The sequence below is a fragment of the Pseudoduganella flava genome, assembly GCF_007830495.1.
Classification (GTDB): Bacteria; Pseudomonadota; Gammaproteobacteria; order Burkholderiales; family Burkholderiaceae_D; genus Rugamonas; species Rugamonas flava.
Window position 1 is genome coordinate 47,650 of sequence record NZ_VLKW01000002.1, and the last position, 17,931, is coordinate 65,580.

General features: G+C 64.6%; 17 protein-coding genes and 6 tRNA genes. 17 read left to right on the forward strand and 6 right to left on the reverse strand.

Translation table 11 applies throughout. The features are described 5' to 3' along the window. The first annotated feature begins 1 nt into the window (after nucleotide 1). From IP92_RS04535 to IP92_RS04560, 6 genes are all read left to right on the forward strand, one after another. Complete coding sequence (locus IP92_RS04535; RefSeq protein ID WP_145873369.1) at nucleotides 2-859, forward strand: CheR family methyltransferase; 858 nt, start codon at nucleotides 2-4, stop codon at nucleotides 857-859. 9 nt (nucleotides 860-868) lie between these two features. Beyond that, nucleotides 869-1,468, forward strand: a complete 600-nt coding sequence (cheD, locus tag IP92_RS04540) for a chemoreceptor glutamine deamidase CheD (protein ID WP_145873370.1) — start codon at nucleotides 869-871, stop codon at nucleotides 1,466-1,468. A 10-nt stretch (nucleotides 1,469-1,478) separates the two neighbouring features. Continuing rightward, complete coding sequence (locus tag IP92_RS04545; protein ID WP_145873371.1) at nucleotides 1,479-2,549, forward strand: protein-glutamate methylesterase/protein-glutamine glutaminase; 1,071 nt, start codon at nucleotides 1,479-1,481, stop codon at nucleotides 2,547-2,549. A gap of 170 nt (nucleotides 2,550-2,719) precedes the next feature. Further along, entirely contained in the window at nucleotides 2,720-3,109 is a 390-nt protein-coding gene (cheY, locus tag IP92_RS04550; protein ID WP_131144818.1) for a chemotaxis response regulator CheY, read from the forward strand. Nucleotides 3,110-3,160: 51 nt separating this feature from the next. Beyond that, nucleotides 3,161-3,778 carry a protein phosphatase CheZ gene (gene cheZ / locus IP92_RS04555; protein ID WP_229418628.1) on the forward strand — a complete coding sequence of 206 codons (618 nt, stop codon included), beginning with the start codon at nucleotides 3,161-3,163 and terminating at the stop codon, nucleotides 3,776-3,778. A gap of 34 nt (nucleotides 3,779-3,812) precedes the next feature. After that, on the forward strand, nucleotides 3,813-5,021 hold the full coding sequence (locus IP92_RS04560; RefSeq protein ID WP_145873373.1) for an EAL and HDOD domain-containing protein: 1,209 nt from the start codon (nucleotides 3,813-3,815) through the stop codon (nucleotides 5,019-5,021). 188 nt (nucleotides 5,022-5,209) lie between these two features. Here the strand turns inward: IP92_RS04560 and panC are convergent, their stop codons facing one another. From panC to IP92_RS04575, 3 genes are read right to left on the reverse strand one after another with little or no spacing between them, the layout of a single operon-like run. Then, nucleotides 5,210-6,049, reverse strand: coding sequence for a pantoate--beta-alanine ligase (gene panC / locus IP92_RS04565; RefSeq protein ID WP_145873374.1), 840 nt, complete (start codon nucleotides 6,047-6,049; stop codon nucleotides 5,210-5,212). A 14-nt stretch (nucleotides 6,050-6,063) separates the two neighbouring features. Continuing rightward, nucleotides 6,064-6,960 (reverse strand): segregation and condensation protein A, encoded by an 897-nt coding sequence (locus tag IP92_RS04570; RefSeq protein WP_371860882.1) that lies wholly within the window; start codon nucleotides 6,958-6,960, stop codon nucleotides 6,064-6,066. An 18-nt stretch (nucleotides 6,961-6,978) separates the two neighbouring features. Next, a complete protein-coding gene (locus tag IP92_RS04575) occupies nucleotides 6,979-7,164 on the reverse strand; it encodes a DUF3460 family protein (RefSeq protein ID WP_229418629.1) in 186 nt (61 codons plus the stop codon). 152 nt (nucleotides 7,165-7,316) lie between these two features. Between IP92_RS04575 and IP92_RS04580 the strand changes: the two genes are divergently transcribed. Then, nucleotides 7,317-8,222 (forward strand): DMT family transporter, encoded by a 906-nt coding sequence (locus tag IP92_RS04580; protein ID WP_145873376.1) that lies wholly within the window; start codon nucleotides 7,317-7,319, stop codon nucleotides 8,220-8,222. A 463-nt stretch (nucleotides 8,223-8,685) separates the two neighbouring features. On the opposite strand, the gene IP92_RS04585 is transcribed toward IP92_RS04580, so the two are convergent. Together IP92_RS04585 and metG are read right to left on the reverse strand one after the other, a co-directional pair. Further along, a complete protein-coding gene (locus IP92_RS04585) occupies nucleotides 8,686-9,162 on the reverse strand; it encodes a GNAT family N-acetyltransferase (RefSeq protein ID WP_145873377.1) in 477 nt (158 codons plus the stop codon). Nucleotides 9,163-9,179: 17 nt separating this feature from the next. After that, nucleotides 9,180-11,333, reverse strand: a complete 2,154-nt coding sequence (metG, locus tag IP92_RS04590; protein WP_145873378.1) for a methionine--tRNA ligase — start codon at nucleotides 11,331-11,333, stop codon at nucleotides 9,180-9,182. A gap of 119 nt (nucleotides 11,334-11,452) precedes the next feature. Here metG and apbC point away from each other — a divergent pair, with 119 nt between their 5' ends. The 3 genes from apbC to IP92_RS04605 are packed head-to-tail and all read left to right on the forward strand — an operon-like array spanning nucleotide 11,453 to nucleotide 14,027. Next, the gene (gene apbC, locus IP92_RS04595) at nucleotides 11,453-12,535 is read left to right on the forward strand and encodes an iron-sulfur cluster carrier protein ApbC (RefSeq protein WP_145873379.1); all 1,083 of its coding nucleotides are present in this window, start codon (nucleotides 11,453-11,455) and stop codon (nucleotides 12,533-12,535) included. Beyond that, nucleotides 12,535-13,596, forward strand: coding sequence for a WD40/YVTN/BNR-like repeat-containing protein (locus tag IP92_RS04600; protein ID WP_145873380.1), 1,062 nt, complete (start codon nucleotides 12,535-12,537; stop codon nucleotides 13,594-13,596). Before apbC ends, IP92_RS04600 begins: the two co-directional genes overlap by 1 nt. 20 nt (nucleotides 13,597-13,616) lie before the next feature. Beyond that, a complete protein-coding gene (locus IP92_RS04605) occupies nucleotides 13,617-14,027 on the forward strand; it encodes a DUF4399 domain-containing protein (RefSeq protein WP_145873381.1) in 411 nt (136 codons plus the stop codon). 141 nt (nucleotides 14,028-14,168) lie between these two features. Here the strand turns inward: IP92_RS04605 and IP92_RS04610 are convergent, their stop codons facing one another. Next, the gene (locus IP92_RS04610) at nucleotides 14,169-15,599 is read right to left on the reverse strand and encodes a serine hydrolase domain-containing protein (RefSeq protein WP_145873382.1); all 1,431 of its coding nucleotides are present in this window, start codon (nucleotides 15,597-15,599) and stop codon (nucleotides 14,169-14,171) included. Nucleotides 15,600-15,683: 84 nt separating this feature from the next. Between IP92_RS04610 and gltX the strand changes: the two genes are divergently transcribed. From gltX to IP92_RS04645, 7 genes are all read left to right on the forward strand, one after another. Next, nucleotides 15,684-17,102, forward strand: coding sequence for a glutamate--tRNA ligase (gene gltX / locus IP92_RS04615; RefSeq protein WP_145873383.1), 1,419 nt, complete (start codon nucleotides 15,684-15,686; stop codon nucleotides 17,100-17,102). Nucleotides 17,103-17,177: 75 nt separating this feature from the next. Continuing rightward, nucleotides 17,178-17,253 (forward strand) — tRNA-Ala (locus IP92_RS04620). Between the two features lie 35 nt (nucleotides 17,254-17,288). Continuing rightward, nucleotides 17,289-17,364 (forward strand) — tRNA-Glu (locus IP92_RS04625). An 80-nt stretch (nucleotides 17,365-17,444) separates the two neighbouring features. After that, nucleotides 17,445-17,520, forward strand: a tRNA-Ala gene (locus IP92_RS04630). Between the two features lie 24 nt (nucleotides 17,521-17,544). Next, nucleotides 17,545-17,620 (forward strand) — tRNA-Glu (locus tag IP92_RS04635). 53 nt (nucleotides 17,621-17,673) lie between these two features. Further along, a tRNA-Ala gene (locus tag IP92_RS04640) sits at nucleotides 17,674-17,749 on the forward strand. A 34-nt stretch (nucleotides 17,750-17,783) separates the two neighbouring features. Then, nucleotides 17,784-17,859 (forward strand) — tRNA-Glu (locus IP92_RS04645). Nucleotides 17,860-17,931: the final 72 nt, after the last annotated feature.

Sequence of the window (17,931 nt, forward strand, 5' to 3'; positions counted from 1 at the left end):
GATGTCCAAAGACACCGTCAAGGAGTTTGACTTCAACAGCCGCGACTTCGAACGGGTCCGGGGACTGATCTACAAACGGGCCGGCATCTCGCTGGCCGACAGCAAGCAGGAAATGGTGTACAGCCGGCTGGCACGCCGGCTGCGAGCGACCGGCATCACGTCGTTCGTGAAATACCTGGACGACCTGGAAGCGGGCCGCATGCCCGCCGAGTGGGAATCGTTCACCAACGCGCTGACGACGAACCTGACGTCGTTCTTCCGCGAGGCCCATCACTTCCCGCTGCTGGCGGAACACGTGAAGAAGCACCGCGGCGAGACGCTCAACATCTGGTGCTCGGCCAGCTCGACGGGCGAGGAACCGTATTCGATCGCGATCACGGTGTGCGAGGCGTTCAACACGTTGACGCCGCCCGTGCACATCATCGCCACCGACATCGACACCAACGTGCTGGCCACGGCGGCCAACGGCATCTATCCGATCGACCGGATCGACAAGCTGACGCCGGAACAGCAGCGCCGCTTCTTCCTGAAGGGGAAGGGCGACAAGGCGGGCATGGTACGGGCGCGCCCCGAATTGCGCCAGCTGATCACGTACCGGCAGCTGAACCTGCTGGACGACCATTGGGACATCCGTGGTCCGTTCGACGTGATCTTCTGCCGCAACGTGATGATTTATTTTGACAAGGCCACGCAGCGCAAGATCCTGTCGCGCTTCGTGCCGCTGATGAAACCGGATGCGCTGCTGTTCGCGGGGCATTCCGAGAATTTCCTGTACGTGTCGGACGCTTTGAAGCTGCGCGGGAAGACGGTCTACGAACTCGATCCCGCGGCGCACAGGGTACTGCCGCAACGAGCGTAAAGAGACACCATGGATACCGACCACTTAGCAACCAACGTTTATTACGACCGCACCTTCGATTGCGAGGCGGCCAAGATCCTGCCGGGCGAGTACTACTTCACCCAGAAGGACATGCTGATCGTGACGGTGCTGGGTTCCTGCGTCTCGGCCTGCATCCGCGACCGGGTGTCCGGCCTGGGCGGGATGAACCACTTCATGCTGCCCGACGGCGGCGCCGACCAGAACAGCCCCGTGTCGGCCTCGGCCCGCTACGGCACCTATGCGATGGAAGTGCTGATCAACAGCCTGCTGAAGTCGGGCGCGCGACGCGACAACCTGGAAGCCAAGGTGTTCGGCGGCGGTGCCGTGCTGAAGGGCTTCACGGCGATGAACGTGGGGGAGCGCAATGCGGCGTTCGTGCAGTCGTTCCTGAAGAACGAGCGCATCCGCATCGTCGCGGAAGACTTGAACGACATCTACCCGCGCAAGGTGTATTTCTTCCCCCGCACCGGCAAGGTGCTGGTGAAGAAGCTGATGCAGTCGCATAACGACACGCTGGCGAAACGCGAGATCGAATACGCGAGCCGCCTGAAGGTGCAGCCGGTGGCCGGCGAGATCGAGCTGTTTTGACGAGGATTGTATGAAGATTAAGGTATTGGTCGTAGACGATTCGGCGCTGATCCGCAGCGTCATGAGCGAGATTATCAACAGCCAGGCGGACATGGAGGTGGTGGCCACGGCCCCGGACCCGCTGGTGGCGCGCGAACTGATCAAGCAGCACAACCCGGACGTGCTGACCCTGGACGTCGAGATGCCGAAGATGGACGGGCTCGACTTCCTGGAAAAACTGATGCGCCTGCGGCCGATGCCGGTGGTGATGGTATCCTCGCTGACGGAGCGCGGCTCCGAGATCACGATGCGGGCACTGGAGCTGGGCGCCGTGGATTTCGTGACGAAACCGAAGATCTCGATCCAGACGGGCATGCGCGAATATACGGACCTGATCGCCGACAAGATCCGCGCCGCATCGAAGGCACGCATCCGTGCGCGCACGCTGCCCCAAGCGGGCGCCGAAGGCGCGGCGCCCCTGCCACAATTACGCAATCCTTTGACGTCGTCGGAGAAGCTGATCATCGTCGGCGCGTCGACCGGTGGCACGGAAGCGATCCGGGAATTCCTGATGCAGATGCCGTCCGACTGCCCGGGCATCCTGATCACGCAGCACATGCCGGAAGGGTTCACCCGCTCGTTCGCGAAGCGGCTCGATTCGTTGTGCAAGATTTCGGTGCAGGAGGCGCAAGGCAATGAGCGCGTGCTGCCGGGCCATGCGTACATCGCCCCCGGCCATTCGCACCTGCTGCTGGCGCGTTCTGGCGCGAACTACATGACGAAGCTGGACCAGGGCGAGCCCGTCAACCGGCACCGTCCGTCCGTGGACGTGCTGTTCCGTTCCGCGGCGCAGTTCGCCGGCAAGAACGCGGTGGGCGTGATCCTGACCGGCATGGGCAAGGATGGCGCGGCAGGGATGCTGGAGATGAAGGCGGCCGGGGCGTATAATTTTGCCCAGGATGAGGCCAGCTGCGTGGTATTCGGCATGCCCCGCGAGGCGATTGCCGTGGGTGCTACGCACGAGGTCGGTTCGCTGCAGGCATTGCCCGGCATGGTGTTGGGTTATCTGGCGCAACATGGTATGCGCGCTTTGCGCGTTTAAGTGTCCGATTAAGTATCAAACACACGACGAAGAACGCTTTTTACCAGTGGTTTTGGGATAGCTTCATTCCCTACGGACAACTAAGATGCTATCCTTCGAAGCTGATGGTGCCCCGCACTGACCGAGACTCTCATTACTTATAACCGCGTAAAGAATCAACGGAGTAATTCATGGCTGATCCAAAGATGAAATTTTTAGTTGTAGACGACTTCTCGACGATGCGTCGTATCGTCCGGAATCTGTTGAAAGAACTGGGTTATGCCAATGTGGACGAAGCCGAGGACGGCGTGATGGCGCTGGCCAAGCTGCGCTCGGAACAGTTCGACTTCGTCGTGTCCGACTGGAACATGCCGAACATGGATGGCCTGACCATGCTGCAGAACATCCGTGCCGATCCCGCGCTGGCCAAGCTGCCGGTGCTGATGGTGACCGCCGAGGCGAAGAAGGAAAACATCATCGCCGCCGCGCAGGCGGGCGCCAACGGCTACGTCGTCAAGCCCTTCACGGCAGCGACGCTGGACGAGAAGCTGAACAAGATCTTTGAAAAGCTCGGAGCCTGATCGATGGTCGAGCAAGTAGCGGGAGCCGCAGCGGCCGCCGCAGGAACCTCCATGCCGCAGGATCCGCACGAGGAATTTCTCGCGCGGATCGGCCACATGACCCGTGCGCTGCACGAGAACCTGCGTGGCCTGGGGCTGGACAAGTTGATCGAAAAGGCGGCCGAGGATATCCCGGACGCCCGCGATCGCCTCGATTACGTGGCGCGCCTTTCCGAAGACGCGGCGCAGAAGGTGCTCAATGCCACCGACGAGGCGGGTCCGTTGCAGGACCGGATCTGCAGCGATGCCAAGGACCTGTCCGGTGCCTGGCAGGCGCTGCTCGATGGCCAGGGCACGTCCGACGCGGACTGGCGCGCGCTCGCACTGCGCACGATCGCCACGCTGTCGACGACCACCGAGGCCACCAGTGCCACCAAGGGCCACCTGATGGACATCATGATGGCGCAGGATTTCCAGGACCTGACGGGCCAGGTGATCAAGCGCGTCACCGGCATCGCGCAAAACCTCGAGAAGCAGCTGGTGCAGACGCTGATCGATTTCGCACCGGAGCAGCTGAAGAAAGAGCTCGACAGTGGCCTGTTGAACGGCCCGCAGATCGACAAGACGGCGGACGGCATCGTCGCCGACCAGGGCCAGGTCGACGACCTGCTCGACAGTCTCGGATTCTGATCGCAAAGCGGGCACCTCAGCCCGCTTTTTTCATATGCACCAGACGAATTTCCTCGTTCGCGAACCCTTGCTGGACCCGCAGCAACGCGTGGTCGGCTATGAACTCACGTGGCAGCACAATCCGGGCGTCACGCCGACGCAGGCCGAGCTGGAAGACCTCGTCGGCTTCGTCGCCGCCCACGTCAACGACGCCAACGGCTGGCTGCTGCGCGACAAGACACTGTTCCTGCAGGCGGTGCCGGCGATGCTGTCGACGGACGCGCTGTACGACATGCCGCCCGAGCACACGGTGCTGTCGATCCACACGAAGGAACTGGCGAACCCGGACACAATGGCGGCCGTGCAGGCGCTGCGCGCCGGCGGCGTGGGCATCCTGCTGCGCAACTGCGACATCGCCCGCGCCGGCAACCGGCTGCCGACGCTCGCGTCCTATGTCGAGGTGCGCTTCTCCGGCGCCGACGTGGCAGCCCAGGCCCGCACCTATGCGGCGCTGAAGCAGTCGCAGGTGGCGATGGTGGGCCGCCCGGTGACGACGTGGTACGACTTCGACGCCTGCGCCGCGCTGGGCATCAACGCCTTCGTCGGCAAGCTGCATCTGACGCCGCGGCCTGGTCCGGAGATCAAGGGCCTGAACCCCGCGCAGACGATCATCCTGCAGCTGATGCAGATGGTGCAGGCGAATGCGGACGTGCCGAAGATCGAGGGCGTGCTGAAGCGCGACGCGGCGCTGTCGTACAAGCTGCTCCGCTACATCAATTCCGTCGGCGTCGGTGCCGGCCGCGAGAAGGTGCAGTCGCTGAAGCAAGCCATCACGCTGCTGGGCTACCAGCCGCTGCACCGCTGGCTGACATTGCTGCTGGCGACGGCCAGCACGAGCGGCTACTCGCCGGTGCTGCTGGAAACGGCCGTCGTGCGCGGCCGGCTGGCCGAGCTGCTGGGGCAGGGCGCCGTGGGCAAGATGGAAGCGGAAAACATTTTCGTGGCCGGCATGTTCTCGCTGCTGGACCGGCTGCTGGGCATCCCGATGAAGGAAGTGCTGGAGACGATCCAGCTGTCCGACGACGTCGTCGCCGCGCTGCTGGACCGGGGCGGCAAATACGGCCCGTACCTGGCGCTGGCCGAAGCATGCGAGCTGAACTCCGCGCTGGTCTCGTCGCTGGCCGCATCGCTGCACCTGACGCCGGAAGACGTCAACAAGGCGCACCTGTCGGCGCTGGCGTGGACGCAGAACGTCACGGCGTAACAGCTGAGCATGAAGGTCGCTGCGGCAAGCATTTACCCCAACGGCAAACCCTGGTCAGACAGGAGTGACGCCTTGCAAGGTGTCACCGCTGCGCAGGCGGGGAGCATCGCTCCCCGAAACCCCTGCTACGCCCCGGTGGGTCTGACCCCGGCCTCTGCCTTTGGGTTTTGCTGGCGTCGGCGACTCGCTTAAATTTCCAGGTTGTCGATCAGACGCGTGGTGCCCAGCTTCGCGGCGGCCAGCACGACGAGCGGCTCGCCTTGCGCCAGGTCGCCGGCGTTCGGCGGTTGCAGGTCGGCGCGCTTGCGGATGCTGATGTAGTCCGGCTTCCAGCCGCGGGCGGCCAGGTCGTCCATCGCCTTGTGCTCCAGCTGGAACACGTCCAGGTGGCCGGCGCGCATTTCGTTGGCGACGAAGTTCAGCGCCTGGTACAGCGCCGGCGCTTCGGCCCGCTCGGTGGCGGACAGGTACATATTGCGCGACGACAGCGCCAGGCCATCGTCGGCGCGGAACGTTTCGGCGCCGATGATCTGCGTCGGCAGCGCGAACTGGCGCGCCATGTTGCGCACGATCATCAGCTGCTGGTAATCCTTCTTGCCGAACACAGCCACGCGTGGCTGCACGCACGAGAACAGCTTCGTGACGACGGTGCACACGCCATTGAAGAAGCCCGGGCGGAACTCGCCTTCGAGGATGTTGCCGAGCCCGTCCGGCGGCTGCACGCGGTATTCCTGCGGCTCCGGGTACATGTCCTTCTCGGTCGGCGCGAACAGCACGTAGACGCCTTCCTTTTCCAGCTTCTCCACGTCCGCCTGGAACGTGCGCGGATATTTGTCGAAGTCCTCGTTCGGGCCGAACTGCAGGCGGTTCACGAAGATCGAGGCGACGACGGGGTCGCCATGCTTGCGCGCCAGGCGCATCAGCGACAGGTGGCCTTCGTGCAGGTTGCCCATCGTGGGCACGAAGGCGGTGCGCAGCTGGCCGGAGAGCTGGTCGCGCAGTTCTTCGATGGAGGAGATGATTTTCATAATATTTTTTTGATTCAGGCGGGCGAATACGCGAGCCGCACATAGATCGGTGCGAACGGTTCGGCCTGGGTTATTTCGATCAGGGTTTCTTTCGCCAGTTCCAGCATCGCGACGAAGTTCACGACCAGCACCGGCACGCCGCCTTCGGTATCGAACAGGTCCGCGAATTCGACGAAGCGCTGCGACTGCAGGCGGCGCAATATGATCGTCATGTGCTCGCGTACCGACAGCTCTTCGCGGGTGATCTTGTGATGCTGCTTCAACGTGGCGCGCTTGAGCAGGCCGCGCCAGGCGTCCTGCAAGTCCGTCGGGCTGACGTCCGGCCACACGGGTACCAGGCTCTGCTCGATGAAGATCTGCGTGCGGACGAAATCGCGGTCGACCTGCGGCAGCGCGTTCAGGTCGTAGGCGGCCAGCTTGATCTGCTCGTATTCGAGCAGCCGGCGCACCAGCTCCGCGCGCGGGTCCTCGGCTTCGATCTCGATGTCGTGGTGGCGCTGCGGCAGCAGCATGCGCGACTTGATCTCGATGAGCATCGCCGCCATCAGCAGGTACTCGGCCGCCAGCTCCAGGTTCGACAGGCGGATCTGCTCGACGTACTTCAGGTATTGCAAGGTCACCTGGGCCATCGGGATGTCCAGGATGTTGAAGTTCTGCTTGCGGATCAGGTACAGCAGCAGGTCCAGCGGACCTTCGAATGCGTCGAGGAAGATTTCCAGCGCGTCCGGCGGAATGTACAGGTCGTTCGGCAGCTTCAGCAGCGGCTCGCCGTACAGGCGTGCGAAAGCGGCGCCGTCGGCTGCTGCCTCGGCGCTCGTCGCGTCCTGTTGCGCCGGATCCGGCGCTTCAGGCATCTGCGTGGCGGCGCTGGCGGGATCAATCGCTTCGCCCGCCACGTCCTGCGGCAGCATGCGTGCCTTCCTTGGGGATCAGCCCTTGGTCTGGTAGACGTAAGCCTGTTGCTTGATGCGGGATTCGCGCAGACGGGCTTGCTCGTCCAGCGACAGCGGTGCCTTGTCCCACAGCAGGGAGCGGCCTTGCTGCTGGCCCGCCTCGATCTGCGGATTCTGTTCCTTCAGACCCTTGATGAACTGGGTGTGGTCCGACTCGTACATACGGTGTTGTTTGAACAGGAGTTTCATATCGTGAAAGAAGGGTGAAAACCAGCGCGTATTTTACCGCGCTGCGGCATGCCGCAGGGAATTTCTATGGCGCATCGCTGTGGTCCTTCTGCGACGTCTTGCCGGATCGGTTATGCTTCTTTGCAATGAATTCCCGGCTGACACTTCGTACCGCCTTCCTGCTGACCCTGGCCCCGCTGCTGTGGGCCGGCAATGCCATTGTCGGGCGGGTCGTGCACGACCTGGTCCCGCCGATCACGCTGAACTTCCTGCGCTGGGCGATCGCGCTGCTGATCCTGCTGCCGCTCGCCGGGCCCGTGTTCCGGCCGGGCAGCGGGCTGTGGCCGTACTGGCGCCGCTATGCGATGCTGGGGCTGCTCGGCGTCGGGCTGTACAACGCGCTGCAGTATCTCGCGCTGCAAAGCAGCACGCCGATCAACGTCACATTGGTGGCGGCCGGCATGCCCGTGTGGATGATGGCGACGGGCTGGCTGTTCTTCGGCGCGGCCGTGTCGCGCAAGCAGGTGGTCGGCGCCGTGCTGTCGATCGCCGGCGTGCTCGTCGTGCTGGCGCGGGGCGACTGGCAGCACTTGCTGGCATTGCGGCTTGTCGCCGGCGACCTGTTCATGATCCTGGCGACGATCGCCTGGTCGCTGTACAGCTGGCTGCTGACGCGCACGCCGGAGCCCAGCGCGTTGCGGGCGAATTGGGCGTCGTTTTTATTGGCGCAAGTGGGATTCGGCGTCGTGTGGTCCGGTGTTTTCGCGGCCGGCGAGTGGGCGGTATTGGCGCCCGCCATTCATTGGAATGCCACGTTGATGGCCGCGCTGGCGTACGTCGCGATCGGCCCGGCGATCATTGCATTTCGCTGCTGGGGGGCCGGCGTGCAACAGGCCGGCCCCGCGATCGCCGCATTCTTCAGCAATCTGACGCCGTTATTCGCGGCGCTGTTATCGTCGGCTTTTCTCGGCGAGCCGCCGCACGTTTATCACGGCATTGCGTTTCTATTGATCGTCGGCGGCATCGTCGTATCGTCGCGCCGGTCACCATAAAATAGCGGTGCGCCCCCGGCGCAGCGTTGCTGTTATGGTTGCGGCATCGAAGGTCACCAAAGCCGGAGGTCCCATGCGCACCATGCTGGCCGCCCTTGCCGCGGCATCGCTATTACTGACGGCGTGCGATCGATCCGCCCCGCCGAAACCCCCGAAACCGATCACCGCCGTTTCCGGCTAAGAACATTTCCAAAGTCGAGGGACTGTCCCCGAATTTCGGCAACGAACCGTGCGAACGCAGGCATGCCAGCCAAGACGGCATGAGTGTATTCGGTGAAGCCGAGCTGACGCCGGATCTTATTCAGAATGTTTCCAAAATTCGGGGACTGTCCCCGAATTTTGGAAATATTTCTTGCGCGACCTGCCAAGGGGCTGTCGTCATTCGGAGTGCGCAGGCGCGACATGCCAGTGGTTGGCGCGAGCGCGCCAGAGGTTGGCACGGGCTGTGGTGTTTTCGCTACGGCTAGCGCAGCTGCCGACGCATCACGAGCGGCGCGGGTTCCAGCGGGTTGGCGTGGCTGTATTCCAGTTCTTCGGCCAACTCGAAGGCAAAGGCGGAATAAAAGTCGACCAGTTTCGGTTGATCGCTGCGCACGGCCAGCCTTAATTCGCCGATGCCACATTCCATGCCGTGGTGAATCACGGCTTCCAGCAAATGCTGCGACAGGTTATTGCCGCGATATGCCGGCAATATGCCCATCCGGAGAATTTCCCACGTGTCCGCTTCGGTATCGTGGGGTAACCAGCGCACGGAGCCGATCGGTTCCTCGGCGGTCGACAAAATAAAACCGCCGCCCTGCCGCAGATGTTCTGCGACGAGGACGGCGGTCTCGCGGTGGCCGCTCGATGTGACGCTGACTTTACCGGCCCACGCGGTGCGCGTGAGGCCGGCAATTAACGGCGCATCGTCGGTAGTGGCGTGCCGTACTACGACTTTCATCGGCGGCAATACTCCTTTTAACGAATCCGCATGCCCGGCTCGGCGCCCGGCCATGGGTTCAGGATGTAAATACCCGGATTGGCTTTTTCATCGGCGGCCGATGCGGCCAATACCATGCCTTCCGAAACGCCGAATTTCATCTTGCGCGGTGCCAGGTTCGCCACCAGCACCGTCAGCTTGCCCACCAGGTCTTCCGGCTGGTACATCGACTTGATGCCGGAGAAGACGTTGCGGTGGCGGCCTTCGCCCACGTCCAGGGTCAGGCGCAGCAGCTTGTCGGAGCCTTCGACGTGCTCGCAGTTGACGATCTTGGCGATGCGCAGGTCGATCTTGACGAAGTCGTCGATCTTGATTTCCGGCGCCAGCGGTTCGATACCTGTCGCCGTCGCCGTCGCCGTCGCCGGCGCAGCGGATGCCGAAGCGGCAGCGGCGGGAGCAGCAACGGCAGGGGCAGCAGCGGGCTTCGGCGCATCGAACAGCTCGTCGATCATCTTCGCATCGACGCGCGTCATCAGGTGGCTGTACGCACCGATCGTGCGGCCCAGCATCGCCTGCGACGCCGCTTCCACGCCGGTATCGGCCCACGTGAAGCGCTCGTCGTTGAGGAACGTCTTGACGTTCGCGGCCACGCCCGGCAGCACCGGCGACAGCAGGATCGTCAGCTGGCGGAACAGGATCAGCGCCGTCGTGCACACTTCGTGCAGTTCCGCCGTCTTCGTCTCGTCCTTCGCCAGCACCCACGGCTTGTTCTCGTCGACGTACTGGTTCGTCACGTCGGCGATCTCCATCACTTCGCGCAGCGCCTTGCCGAACTCGCGGCTCTCGAAGTTCAGCGCGATCGAATCGGCGCGCACGTGGCCTTCCGCATTGGTCAGCGCGCGGCGGATCCAGCCCAGCGCCGTCTCGGACAACTGGGTTGCCAGCTTGCCATCGAACTTCTTCGCGATGAAGCCCGCGCAGCGGCTGGCGATGTTGACGTATTTGCCGATCAGGTCCGAGTTCACGCGGGCGACGAAGTCCTCGCCCGTGAAGTCCAGGTCTTCCACCTTGGAGTTCAGCTTGAACGCGATGTAGTAGCGCAGCCATTCCGGGTTCATGCCCAGGTTCAGGTAGCGCAGCGGCGAGATGCCGGTGCCGCGCGACTTGGACATTTTTTCATTGTTGACCGTCAGGTGGCCGTGCACGTTCACCTTCAGCTTGTCGATCACCGGATGGTCGGCGAACTTCAGCATCGCCGGCCAGAACAGGATGTGGAACGACACGATGTCCTTGCCGATGAAGTGGATCTGCTCGGTGGCCGGGTCGCGCAGGAACGCGTCGTAGTCGACGCCGATCTTGCCGAAGTAGTTCTTCAGCGAGGCGAGGTAGCCCACCGGCGCGTCCAGCCACACGTAGAAGAACTTGCCCGGCGCATCGGGGATCGGGATGCCGAAGTAGGGCGCGTCGCGCGAGATGTCCCAGTCGGCCAGCTTCTCGCCCGACTCGCCCAGCCATTCGGAGACCTTGTTGACCATCTCCGGCTGCAGGCGGCCCGGCGTGTTCAGCCAGTCGCGCAGGAATTCGAAGCAGCGCGGGTCGGACAGCTTGAAGAAGTACTGCTCCGACGGTTTCAGGATCGGCGTGGCGTTGGTGAACACCGAGTACGGGTTCACCAGGTCGGTCGGCTGGTAGGCGGCGCCGCACACTTCGCAGTTGTCGCCATACTGGTCCTTCGCGCCGCATTTCGGGCATTCGCCCTTGATGTTGCGGTCGGCGAGGAACATGCCCTTCACCGGGTCGAAGAAGCGGTCGACCGTCTTCGTCTGGATCAGGCCATTGTCGCGCAGCTTGCGGTAGATGCCCTGCGACAGCTCGACGTTTTCCGGCGAATCGGTCGAGTACCAGTTGTCAAAAGCGATATGAAAGCCGTCCAGGTACTGGGCGCGGCCGGCGGCGATCTTGGCGACGAATTCCTGCGGCGTGATGCCTTCCTTCTCCGCCGCGATCATGATGGGCGTGCCGTGCGTGTCGTCCGCGCCGACGAAATGCACTTCGCGCGGCTGGCCGTTATCGCTCTGCATGCGCTGGAAACGGACCCAGATGTCGGCCTGGATGTATTCCATCATGTGGCCGATGTGGAAGGCGGCGTTTGCGTACGGCAGGGCGGTGGTGACGAACAGCTTGCGGGTCATGGTCAGCGCAGTAGAAGGTGAGTAAAAGGTCCATTTTACCAGCCCCTGCCCGAGCATGGGATTACGTGTGGTGGCGCGCGTTTTGCGCTAGACTGCCGCTTCAATACACGGAGATTTACATGAGCATCACAGTCGAAGACGTCAAGGCCGCATTGTCCAAAGTGGTCGATTCGAACACCACCAAGGACTTCGTGACCAGCAAATCGGTCCGCAACCTGAAGGTCGAGAATGGACAGATCAGCCTGGACATCGAGCTGGGTTACCCGGCCAACAGCCAGATCGAACCGATCCGCGCCAGCGTGCAGCAAGCCCTCGCGGGCTTCGGCCTGCCGGCCAGCGTGAACGTCTACAGCAAGATCATTGCCCACACGGTGCAGCGCGGCCTGAAGCCCCTGCCGAACGTGAAGAACATCATCGCCGTCGCTTCCGGCAAGGGTGGCGTCGGCAAGTCCACCACGGCCGTCAACCTGGCGCTGGCCCTGGCCGCGGAAGGCGCCAAGGTCGGCGTGCTCGATGCCGACATCTATGGCCCGTCGCAGCCGATGATGCTGGGCGTGTCCGGCCGGCCGATCACGAAGGACGGCAAGTCGATGGAGCCGATGGAAGGCCACGGCGTGCAGGTGTCGTCGATCGGCTTCCTGATCGACCCGGACGAACCGATGGTGTGGCGCGGCCCGATGGTCACGCAGGCGTTGCAGCAGCTGCTGGATCAGACCAACTGGCACGACCTGGACTACCTCGTCATCGACATGCCGCCGGGGACGGGCGACATCCAGCTGACCTTGTCGCAGAAGGTGCCGGTGACGGGCGCGGTGATCGTCACGACGCCGCAGGACATCGCGCTGCTGGACGCGCGCAAGGGCCTGAAGATGTTCGAGAAGGTGGGCATCCCGATCCTGGGCGTCGTCGAGAACATGAGCACGCACATCTGCTCGAACTGCGGCCACGTCGAGGAGATCTTCGGCGCCGGCGGCGGTGAGAAGATGACGCAGGACTTCAAGGTGGATTTCCTGGGCAAGCTGCCGCTGAAGATGTCGATCCGCGAGCAGACCGACTCCGGCAGGCCGACCGTCGTCGCCGAGCCGGACGGCCCGGTCGCCACGATCTACAAGGAGATCGCCCGCAAGATCGCCGTGCGCGTGGCCGAGAAGGCGAAGGACATGACCAGCAAGTTCCCGACGATCGTCGTCAAGAACGACTGATGCGCGCCATCGCCTTCGCCGCCGTCACGTCGCTCGCCGCCGCGCTGCCGGCGTTGGCCCAGCAACCGTTGGCCCAGCAGCGCGCCTGGCAGCCGCAGGCCAGCGGCACCCAGGTGGAACTGCGCGGCCTGGCCGTCGTCAGCGCCACGGTGGCGTGGGCGAGCGGCGCGAAGGGCACGGTGCTGCGCACCACCGACGGCAGCACGTGGACGGCGCTGGCCGTGCCGGGCGCCGAGGCGCTGGATTTGCGCGACATCGCCGCATTCGACGCCGACACGGCGATCGCGATGAGCGCCGGCCCTGGCGCCGCGTCGCGCATCTACCGCACCCGCGATGGCGGCGCGACGTGGCAGCTCCTGATCACCAATCCCGATGCGAAAGGCTTCTGGGACGCGATCGCGTTTTGGGATGCGCGGCACGGTGTCGTTTTCGGCGACCCCGTCGACGGCCGCTTCCAAGTGCGCGTGACGAATGACGGCGGCGACACCTGGCGCGCCGTGACGGACGAGGAAGGCTTGCGCGCACTGCCGGACGAAGGCGCGTTTGCCGCGAGCGGCACATGCCTGACGGTGGCCGGCAGCGCCGACGCGTGGTTCGCCACCGGCGGCGCGCAGACGCCGCGCGTGTTCCATTCGAAGGATGGCGGGCGCACGTGGCAGGCATCGGCCGTGCCCGTCGCCGCCGGCGCACCGGCCCGCGGGCTGTTCTCGGTGGGCTTCCGCGATGCGCGGGTCGGCATCGCGACGGGCGGCGACTACAAGGACGTACACATGGCAGGCGCGAACGGCGCGCGCAGCGAGGACGGCGGCGCCAGCTGGACGCCCGTGCAGGTGCTGCCGGCCGGGTACATGTCGGTCGTGGTGCCGGTGCCCGGCGCCCCGGACACGTTCGTGGCGGCGGGGCTGGCCGGTTCCGGCTATTCTGTCGATGCGGGGCGAAGCTGGAAGGCGCTGGACGGCACGCCCGTCAACACGGTCGGCTTCGCATCGCCAACGGCCGGCTGGGCCGTTGGGCCGAAGGGGCTCGTGCTGAAATACGTCGGGGCGCCGCTGAACCGCTGAACCAGAGAGGGAGGACGACCATGCGTGAAGTTCTGCTTGCCGCCACGCTGCTGCTGCCACTTGCGCTGCCATTGACGGCGCTGGCCCAATCGACCCAGTCGCCAGCGCTGTCGTTTGTCGAGCCGAAGGACGGTGCCACGGTGCGCAGCCCGTTTCGCGTGAAGCTGGCCGTCGTCGGCATGGAAGTCGCCAAAGCGGGCGCCGTCGTGCCGAACTCCGGCCACCACGTGCTGATCATCAACGGCGACGCCGTGCCGGAAGGCCAGCCGATCCCCGCCGATCCCACCCATCTGCACTGGGGCAAAGGCCAGACGGAACAGAAGATCCGCCTGCCCGCCGGCCAGTACAAGCTGACGGCGCAATTCGCCAACGGCGCCCACCAGTCGTATGGTCCGGCGGTGAGCCAGACCATCACGGTCACCGTCAAATAAGCGCTCGATCAAGCCACTAAGGATGAGCCCGTGTCCACCTTGGGGTCAACCCCAAAAACGGACACGAGCTCGGCCGCTGCATGGTTGAGTTCGTGTCCGAAATCGGTGTTGACCCCACGGTGGACACGAACACAGCCGCAGTTACTTGGCCTTCTCGAACGTGGCATTCAAGCCTGGAGCGATCAGGCGGCCGCGGTCGTTCGTGGCCGAGAAGCGCAGTTCCGCTTCCATCGATGTGACGAACCAGCTGCCGTCCGGCGCCGCGTACAGCGGCTCGCTGGCGCCGTCGCGCAGCGCGACCGTCAGGCCGTCGCCGGCGCGGGCGATCGTGAAGTCGCCCAGGCCGTCGATGACGTAGCGGCCCGGCAGCGCGGCCAGTGCGGCGGCCGGCGCGGGTACCGCGGCGCGCACCTGGGCGCGATGCGTCGGCCAGTTGTACGCCGTCGCGACGGCCCGTACCACTTCGCCGGCCAGTTCGCCGCCGCGGTCGCCGTTCGTCATCACGACGACGCCGTCGCCCCGTTCCGTGTACGCCACCAGCATGTTCTGGTAGCCCGCGTTGGCGCCGCCGTGGCTGAACGATTGCGCCTGGCCGTCGCCGTCGATGCGCCAGCCCAGGCCGAAGTTTTCCCGCACCGGCGACAGCATCAGCTGCGTCATCGACTGCGACAGCACCTTGTTCGACTGGCCCGCCGCCGAACGCTTCACTTCGATCGCGAACTTCGCCAGGTCCGTCGGCGTCGTCCACAGGCCCGCCGCCGCCTGTTCCGGATACGTGTGCGGGCCGCCGGCGATCGGCTTGCCGGCGCCGTCGTGCGGCAGGGCCGCGCGCGCCAGCAGCGCCGCGGGCAGCGGCTGGGCGAACGTGCTGTCGTTCATCGCCAGCGGGCGCAGCACCGTGTCCTGCAGCAGTTGCGCGAAGTCCTTCTTGCTGCGCTCGCCCATCACGTACTGCACCACCTCGTAGCCGCCGCCGGAATAGCGCCACTTCGTGCCGGGCTTCGTCCCCACGTGCACGCCGCGCGTGTTGGCGGGCGGGGCGCCATTCAGCACCTGCACCAGGGTCGGCACCTTGGCGCCGGCCGCATAGCCGGGGAAGCCGTGCACCGTCGTGCCGGCCGTGTGCGACAGCAGCTGGCGCAACGTGACGGGCGTGTTGTCGACGTTGTTCGGCAGCTTCCAGTATGTGGTGTAGCCGTTCACGTTCGCATCGAGCGCCAGCGTGCCGCTCTCGACGAGCTTCAACGCGGCGACCGCGGTGACGGGCTTGCTGATCGACCCGGCCTGGAACAGCGTGGCGGGCGTGACGGGCGCGCCGCCCGGCGTCACGGCGCCATAGCCCTTCGCCCATTCGATCTCGCCGGCATGGATCACGGCGATGCTGGCGCCGGGCACGCCGAGGCGGGCCATTTCGTCGGCCAGCACGCGGCGCATGGGCGGCGCCTTGTCGATCGCGACGGCGCTCTGCAAGCCCTGTTCGACGGCCGCGATGCGGGCCGCCAGGCCCGGGTCGTCGGCAGCGAATGCCGGCAGTGCGCAAAGGAGGAGGGCGAGGGCGAGCGGTTTCTTCAAGGGCGGCTCCTGTGTTGACGATCGTCCGAGTATAAGCGAGTTGCGGGTAAAATAACCCCTTTCCAGTTATCGCATCAGAACCACATGACCACCGACGCCACCCCCGCAGCTACCCCCGTCCGTACCCGGTTCGCCCCGAGCCCGACCGGCTTCCTCCACCTGGGCGGCGCCCGCACGGCGCTGTATTCCTGGGCCTATGCGCGCCACTTCGGCGGCACCTTCGTGCTGCGCATCGAGGACACCGACCTGGAACGCTCGACCCCCGAAGCCGTGCAGGCGATCCTCGACGGCATGCAGTGGCTGGGCCTGGACCACGACGAAGGCCCGTTCTACCAGATGCAGCGGATGGACCGCTATCGCGAAGTGATCGCGCAGATGCTGGAGGCGGACACCGCCTACCACTGCTACTGCACGCCGGAGGAAGTGGAAGCGATGCGCGAGCGCCTGCGCGCGGCCGGCGAGAAGCCGCGCTACGACGGTACCTGGCGTCCGGAACCGGGCAAGGTGCTGCCTGCCGTTCCGGAAGGCCGCAAGCCCGTCGTGCGCTTCCGTAACCCGCTTGATGGCGACGTCACGTGGCACGACGTCGTCAAGGGCCCGATCACGATCTCGAACAAGGAACTGGACGACCTGGTCATCGCCCGCACGGACGGCACGCCCACGTACAACTTCTGCGTGGCCGTGGACGACTGGGACATGCGCATCACCCACGTGCTGCGCGGCGACGACCACGTGAACAATACGCCCCGCCAGATCAACATCCTGCGCGCGATCGGCGCGCCGCTGCCGCAATACGGCCACCTGCCGATGATCCTCGGTTCGGACGGCCAGAAGCTGTCCAAGCGCCACGGCGCCGTCAGCGTGATGGAGTATCCGGCCCAGGGCTTCCTGCCCGAAGCGATGCTGAACTACCTGGCGCGCCTGGGCTGGAGCCATGGCGACGACGAGGTGTTCTCGATGGAACAGTTCTGCGAATGGTTCAACCTGGAGCATCTGACGGCGTCGCCGGCGCAGTTCAACAACGAGAAGCTGGCGTGGCTGAACAACCACTGGATCAAGCAGGCCGACAATGCCCGCCTGGCCGAGCTGGCGCGGCCGCGCATGCTGGCCGCCGGCGCCGTGTTCGACGGCGCGCCGGACCTGGCCACCGTGCTGGGCCTGCTGAAGGAACGCACCAACACCGTCAACGAGCTGGCCGATGCGGCGATGCTGTTCTACCGCGCGCCGCAGCCGGACGCGGCGCTGATGACGCAGCACTTCACGGACGCCGTCAAGCCGGCGCTGGCCGCGTTCGCCGAGCGCATCAACAAGATCGAGTGGACCAAGGAAGCCATCGCCGCGATGCTGAAGGAAGTGCTGGCGGCCCATGGCCTGAAGATGCCACAGCTGGCGATGCCGCTGCGCCTGATCGTCACGGGCCAGTTGCAGACCCCGGCGATCGACGCCGTGCTGCAGCTGTTCGGCCGCGACGAGGTGATGGCGCGCGTCGCCAGGTACCTGTGAAAGCAGTTGGAAAATATTTCAGAGGGGTATTTGCGTTTTCCTGATCCGCTGCTATACTTCTGTCTCTTCGCAAACGGGGGTATAGCTCAGCTGGGAGAGCGCTTGCATGGCATGCAAGAGGTCAGCGGTTCGATCCCGCTTACCTCCACCAGTTTGCAGAAGAAAGAGCAGTAAAAGCAGTCCAGGGTCCCCATCGTCTAGAGGCCTAGGACATCACCCTTTCACGGTGAGTACCGGGGTTCGAATCCCCGTGGGGACGCCAAGTTTTGTTGTGATTGCCACGCGGTTGGTGGCAGTAGTGACAAAAGTCGCGCAAGCGGCTTTTATTTTGCCTGTGCCAGCGGGGGTATAGCTCAGCTGGGAGAGCGCTTGCATGGCATGCAAGAGGTCAGCGGTTCGATCCCGCTTACCTCCACCACAAGGTGCAGATGATCGTTCCGAGGTCCCCATCGTCTAGAGGCCTAGGACATCACCCTTTCACGGTGAGTACCGGGGTTCGAATCCCCGTGGGGACGCCAGTGGTTTTGTAGTGGATAGCAGTACATCGTAGTAGTACATCGTCTGTGCCAGCGGGGGTATAGCTCAGCTGGGAGAGCGCTTGCATGGCATGCAAGAGGTCAGCGGTTCGATCCCGCTTACCTCCACCAAAAGCGGCAGAGGCAAAAGCGGTAGCAGTCCAGGGTCCCCATCGTCTAGAGGCCTAGGACATCACCCTTTCACGGTGAGTACCGGGGTTCGAATCCCCGTGGGGACGCCAAAGGCATACAGCACGTCATGAAAATCGGCCGCAGCAGCGGCTTTTTTTTCGTCCTCGCGCTGAACTCACTCC